At 61.0% G+C, this 6,280-nt stretch carries 5 protein-coding genes; 4 read left to right on the plus strand and 1 reads right to left on the minus strand.

The annotated features are described in order from the left end of the window. Window positions 1-17: 17 nt before the first annotated feature. From D8V06_RS10215 to cueR, 3 genes are all read left to right on the plus strand, one after another. A complete protein-coding gene (locus D8V06_RS10215) occupies window positions 18-401 on the plus strand; it encodes a hypothetical protein (RefSeq protein ID WP_056852509.1) in 384 nt (127 codons plus the stop codon). Between the two features lie 193 nt (window positions 402-594). Then, on the plus strand, window positions 595-2,988 hold the full coding sequence (locus D8V06_RS10220) for a heavy metal translocating P-type ATPase (protein ID WP_130930912.1): 2,394 nt from the start codon (window positions 595-597) through the stop codon (window positions 2,986-2,988). Continuing rightward, window positions 2,985-3,383 (plus strand): Cu(I)-responsive transcriptional regulator, encoded by a 399-nt coding sequence (cueR, locus tag D8V06_RS10225; protein WP_130930913.1) that lies wholly within the window; start codon window positions 2,985-2,987, stop codon window positions 3,381-3,383. Before D8V06_RS10220 ends, cueR begins: the two co-directional genes overlap by 4 nt. 254 nt (window positions 3,384-3,637) lie before the next feature. Here the strand turns inward: cueR and D8V06_RS10230 are convergent, their stop codons facing one another. Further along, window positions 3,638-4,531: a PA4780 family RIO1-like protein kinase gene (locus D8V06_RS10230; RefSeq protein ID WP_056852506.1), complete on the minus strand. Its 894-nt coding sequence runs from the start codon at window positions 4,529-4,531 to the stop codon at window positions 3,638-3,640. A 457-nt stretch (window positions 4,532-4,988) separates the two neighbouring features. Here D8V06_RS10230 and D8V06_RS10235 point away from each other — a divergent pair. Beyond that, window positions 4,989-6,280, plus strand: a 1,292-nt coding sequence (locus tag D8V06_RS10235; protein WP_130930914.1) for a methyl-accepting chemotaxis protein, incomplete at its 3' end; no start/stop codon positions are given.

Genomic DNA, 6,280 nt, shown 5'->3' on the forward strand with positions numbered 1-6,280 from the left:
TCTCAGGAGATTCAGCCATGCGCTGGTCAGTTTTCAGCCTGTTTGGCTTCCTCAGCCTTTTCGCCGCCGTGCCGTCGGCCAGTGCCGCCGGGGAGGACTATGGCGTGCTGATCATTTCCCGCGAGCGCCTGGAAGTCGCGACCAGCTGCGAAATTGGCGTGTACATCCAGGACCAATTGGCGGCGCGGCTGTTCCAGGAACAAAGCACCTCATTCAATCTGCCGCCGGGCAATGTGTCCCTGCGCCTCAAACTGCTGCCGGGTCAGGTGCCTGGCTGCAATCCGGGCATGTTGGCGCCGGGCTCGCAGGACATTCAGCTCCGGGCGGGCGATGTGCTCAAGTACCGGATTGCGATGACGCAGGAAGGGATGTACCTGAAGCGCGCAGGGCTCGGTTACTGACCTACCCTCCTCCTGTAGGAGCCGGCTTGCTGGCGATAGCGGTTGATCAGGCAACATTGATGTCGCCGGATAAATCGCCATCGCCAGCAAGCCGGCTCCTACCTATCGATTTGCGGTCAGTTTCAAATGGCGCTTGACCTTGCCAGCATGGCAAGGTTGATCCTGTAGGCCTCTACTACAGGGAGTGCGACCGATGTCCGATTCCACCACGTTCGATCTGCCGATTGCCGGCATGACCTGTGCCAGTTGCGCCGGCCGTGTCGAGCGCGCCTTGAGCAAGGTCATCGGGGCCAGCGCCGTGAGCGTCAACCTCGCCACCGAACAGGCGCGGGTTCAGGCGCCAGCCGATAGCCTGCCAGCCTTGATGGATGCCGTGGCAAAGGCTGGCTACAGCGTGCCACAGCAAACCCTTGAATTAAACATCGACGGCATGACCTGCGCGTCCTGCGTCGGCCGCGTCGAGCGTGCGCTGACCAAAGTGCCCGGGGTGAAAAGCGTCAGCGTCAACCTGGCGAACGAGCGCGCTCATCTTGAACTGCTCGGGCAGATCGATCCGCAAATCTTGATCGGCGCCGTGATCAAGGCCGGCTATGGCGCCAGCGTCCGGGAAGCCGAACACCCGCAAACCGACAATCAACAGTCCCGCCTGCAACACGAACGCTGGGCCTTGATCGCGGCCATCACCCTCGCCTTGCCGCTTGTCTTGCCGATGCTCCTGCAACCGTTCGGTGTGCATTGGATGCTCCCGGCGTGGGCGCAATTTGCCCTGGCCACCCCGGTGCAATTCATCTTCGGCGCGCGGTTTTATGTGGCGGCGTGGAAAGCTGTGCGCGCCGGTGCCGGCAACATGGATTTGCTGGTCGCACTGGGCACCAGCGCCGGTTATGGCTTGAGTGTCTACGAGTGGGCCATCGCTGCCGGACGCATGCCGCATCTGTATTTCGAAGCGTCGGCGGTGGTGATTGCCTTGGTGTTGCTGGGCAAGTACCTGGAAAGCCGCGCCAAGCGCCAGACTGCCAGCGCCATCCGCGCACTCGAAGCGTTACGCCCGGAGCGGGCGATTCAGGTGATCGATGGCCGTGAACAAGATGTCGCCATCAGTGCCCTGCGCTTGAATGATCTGGTGCTGGTCAAACCCGGCGAACGCTTTCCGGTGGACGGCGAAGTGATCGAAGGCCAGAGCCATGCCGATGAAGCGTTGATCAGCGGTGAAAGCCTGCCGGTACCGAAACAACCCGGCGATAAAGTGACCGGCGGTGCGATCAACGGAGAAGGTCGATTACTGGTCCGCACTCGGGCGCTCGGCGCGGAAACCGTGTTGGCACGCATCATTCGCCTGGTGGAAGACGCTCAGGCAGCGAAGGCACCGATCCAGAAACTGGTGGATAAAGTCAGCCAGATCTTCGTGCCCGTGGTGCTGTTACTGGCCCTGGCGACGCTGATCGGCTGGTGGCTGTATGGCGCACCACTGGAAACGGCGCTGATCAACGCCGTTGCGGTGCTGGTGATCGCCTGTCCTTGTGCGTTGGGCCTGGCCACACCCACGGCGATCATGGCCGGCACCGGGGTGGCAGCGCGTTACGGAATTCTGATCAAGGACGCCGAAGCGCTGGAACGTGCCCATGAAGTCAGTGCGGTGGTGTTCGACAAGACCGGCACCCTGACCTCCGGAGCCCCACGCATCGCGCACTTGAGTGCGGTGGACGGTGACGAAGCCACCCTGCTGCAATGGGCCGGCGCGCTGCAACGGGGCAGTGAACACCCTTTGGCCAAAGCCGTACTGGACGCCTGTACTGAACGCAGGTTGCAGGTGGACGACGTCACCGACAGCCAATCACTGACCGGACGCGGCATTGCCGGCACCCTTGAAGGTCGACGACTGGCGCTGGGCAACCGGCGTCTGCTTGAAGAAAGCGGCCTGAACGCCGGTGCCCTGGCTGAATCCGCCGCAGCGTGGGAAACCGAAGGCCGTACCTTGTCCTGGCTGATCGAACAAAAACCCGAACCACGGGTGCTGGGCCTGTTTGCCTTTGGCGACACGCTCAAGCCCGGTGCTCTGCAAGCGGTACAGCAATTGAGCGCACGGCACATCAGCAGCCATTTGCTGACCGGCGACAATCGCGGCAGTGCCAACGTGGTTGCGCAGGCACTGGGCATCAGAGACGTGCACGCCGAAGTGTTGCCAGCGGACAAAGCCGCGACGGTGGCTGCGCTGAAACAGACCGGCGTGGTGGCGATGGTCGGCGACGGCATCAACGACGCCCCAGCCTTAGCTGCGGCCGACATCGGCATCGCCATGGGCGGCGGCACCGACGTGGCCATGCACGCCGCCGGCATCACCCTGATGCGCGGCGACCCGCGCTTGGTGCCCGCGGCGCTGGAGATCAGTCGCAAGACCTACGCGAAAATCCGCCAAAACCTGTTCTGGGCGTTCGTCTATAACCTGATTGGTATTCCGCTGGCAGCGTTCGGTTTCCTCAACCCGGTACTGGCCGGCGCAGCGATGGCGTTGTCGAGCGTCAGCGTGGTGAGCAATGCGTTACTGTTGAAAACCTGGAAACCCGCGGACTTGGAGAACAATCGATGAACATCGGTCAAGCGGCCCGGCACAGTGGCCTGAGCGCAAAAATGATCCGGTATTACGAATCCATTGGATTGCTCAAGGCAGCCCACCGTACCGACAGCGGTTATCGGATGTACGGTGATGACGACTTGCACACCCTGGCCTTCATCAAGCGCTCGCGGGACCTGGGGTTTTCCCTGGAAGAAGTCGGCAAGCTGCTGGCCCTGTGGCACGATCGCCAACGTGCCAGTGCCGATGTGAAGGCGCTGGCCCGCCAGCATATCGATGAACTGAACCAGAAGATCCGCGAGTTGGGGCAATTGCGCGATACCTTGCAGGACCTGGTTGAGCACTGCCAGGGCGATCATCGCCCGGATTGTCCGATTCTCAAGAGCCTCGAATCCGGCTGCTGCGCCTGATCGCAGCTTCTACAGGAGGATGTGTGTTGTGCATAAAAAACCCGGCCGAAGCCGTAATGCTGTTCACTTAAGAGAACGTTAGTATCCTGTGGCGAGGGAGCTCGTCGCATCGCCGCACCGTCCCGCTGGGCTGCGCAGCAGTCCTTTTTAGGGCCGCTTCGCGCCCCAGCGGGAGCAAGCTCCCTCGCCACGGGTACAGTGTTCTTCCCTTAAGTGAACAGCATTAGGCCGAAGCCGGTTTTTTGTTTAGCCGATCACTGCATCCATGGCGGAGGCGGCTCTTCGGTTTTGCTGGCTGGCGCATCGTCAGCGGCACGGGCCGCTTGCTTGCGCTCTTCATCCAGGCGCGCCGCCTCGATCTCACGCATGATGCCGCCGACGTCGGCCAGCTCTTCCGGCTCGTCGAACTCGCCGGTCAGGACGCTGGCCGGGTGCAGGGTGCCGGCCTCGTACAAGGCCCACATTTCCTTGGCATAACGGGTCTTTTTCAACTCCGGTGCGAACCGCCCGAAGTACGACGCCATATTGCCCACATCCCGTTCCAGCATGCTGAACGCGTGGTTGTTGCCCGCGGCATCCACCGCTTGCGGCAAGTCGATGATCACCGGACCGGTCGGCGTCAGCAGAACGTTGAACTCGGACAGGTCACCGTGCACCAAACCGGTACACAACATCAGCACAATCTGCGAAATCAGAAAGGCGTGATACTCGCGGGCCTGATCAGGCTCCAGCACCACGTCATTCAATCGCGGCGCGGCGTCGCCGTATTCGTCGGCCACCAGCTCCATGAGCAGCACGCCTTCGAGAAAGTCATACGGCTTGGGCACCCGCACGCCGGCACTGGCCAGACGGAACAGCGCCGCCACTTCGGCGTTCTGCCAGGCGTCTTCGGTTTCCTTGCGGCCAAACTTGGAGCCCTTGGCCATGGCCCGGGCCTGACGGCTGTTGCGCACCTTGCGGCCTTCCTGATACTCGGCTGCCTGGCGGAAACTGCGTTTATTCGCCTCCTTGTAGACCTTCGCGCAACGTAGCTGGTTGCCGCAGCGCACTACATAAACAGCTGCTTCTTTACCACTCATGAGTGGGCGCAGCACCTCGTCGACCAGACCGTCCTCGATCAGGGGTTCAATGCGTTTTGGAGTCTTCATCAGCTTTTATTGTGGGTCCTTTATTACCAAACACGCGAAAGTCATTCGTTATACGGCAATCCACTCACCGGTGGGAGGGGGGGCCGACCTATGAACACTGCCAGGAGCAACACAAAGCACACAATGTGCCGGATTCCTCACAAAAACCTGACGTCCATCGCCGGGCGCCAATGATCATAGCCGAGGCTGTGTCGCTTGTTCTTCAGGGCCTGCGAGGGCATTTGTGACAGAAGCTGACATCCGCCTTCCCGCGCTTCGCAGGATTTTTCCTGGCGCCCCTCAATTTCCTCCGACAACAGCCGAAGTCCTAAGTGACAAAGTGAATTGTCCGACAAACGCTTCCCCAACAAATAGCGCATCGCACTCAAGGATTCGAGTAGACCAAGAACGTTTTCGGCTGCCAAAAATCCGCGAGTCATCTGCACTGCGTGGGCCTACAAGAAAATCTGGAGCGCGGATGAACATCAAACAGAAGTTGACCTGGGCGTTTGCAATCATCGCCTGCTTGCCCGTGGTGCTGGTCGCCACCCTCGTTGTGCTGAACTTGCGCAGTGATGCCAAGGACGGATTCGTCGACAGCAGCGGCCGAGAAATCCGTCAGGTCAGCAATGCCATGCAACTGTTTTTCGACGGTATCAGCCAGAACGTCGAGTACCTGGCCAAGCAACCGTTGATCAAGAATTCCGACGACAGCCTCAAGACCTACATGGCCGCCAACGCCGAGACCATCCCCCAAGGCGAGATGGACAAAAAGATCTTCGGCTTCCTGCAGGACCTGGGCAATGCTCACCCATCCTATGCCTACGCGATTCTCGGCACCGCCGCCGGTGGCTACGTGTCGTGGCCGGACGATGCCAAGCTGGCCAACTACGACCCGCGCCAGCGTCCGTGGTACAAGGCGGCCCAGGCAAAACCGGGCAAGCCGTTCCGTACCGAGGCCTATTACTGGGCCGAAAACGACACGTCCTACGTCAGCACCGTACGCACCATCGACAACAAGCTGGGCAGTAACGGCGGCGTGGTCAGCATCGACGTGTCGCTCAAACAGCTCACCGAACTGGTGAAACAGATCAAGCTTGGCGAAACCGGCTACCTGATGCTGCTGGAAAACACCGGCACCGTGTTGGTGGACCCGAAGCAACCGGAGCACAACTTCAAGGCCCTGAGCAGCCTCGGCGAAGGTTATGCGCAGCTGGCCAAGGCTGGCAAAGGACTGGTCGAAGTCGAACTCGATGGCGAGCGCTACATGGCCAACGTCTGGCCGTCGGAGCAACTGGGCTGGACCTTCATCGGCCTGATCAAGCAAAGCGACGTAATGAGCACCGCGACCCAGCTGACCTGGTTGATCGCGATCATTGCAGCGGTGCTGGCGGTGATCTTCGCCGTGGTCGGCGCCAGTTTCGCCAGCGTCATCGTGCGTCCGATCCGCAGCGTGGCCGATGGCCTGGAAGGCATCGCCCAAGGTGAAGGCGACCTGACAAAAAACCTGCAGATCCGTGGCAGCGACGAAACCGCGCAACTGGCCAGCTGGTTCAACCAGTTCCTCACCGCGATTCGCAACCTGATCCAGAGCATCGGCGGTGCCGCGACGAAGATTCTCGCCACGTCCAAAAGCTCGACCCAGGTTTCCAGCGATATGGCTGAAGCCGCCGGGCGCCAGCGTGAAGCGGTGGACATGGTGTCCACGGCGTTCCACGAAATGGTCGCCACCGCCAACGAAGTGGCACGCTCCTGCAGCCAGGCCGCCGA

The sequence above is a fragment of the Pseudomonas sp. Sample_24 genome (assembly GCF_004307605.1).
Taxonomy (GTDB): domain Bacteria; phylum Pseudomonadota; class Gammaproteobacteria; order Pseudomonadales; family Pseudomonadaceae; genus Aquipseudomonas.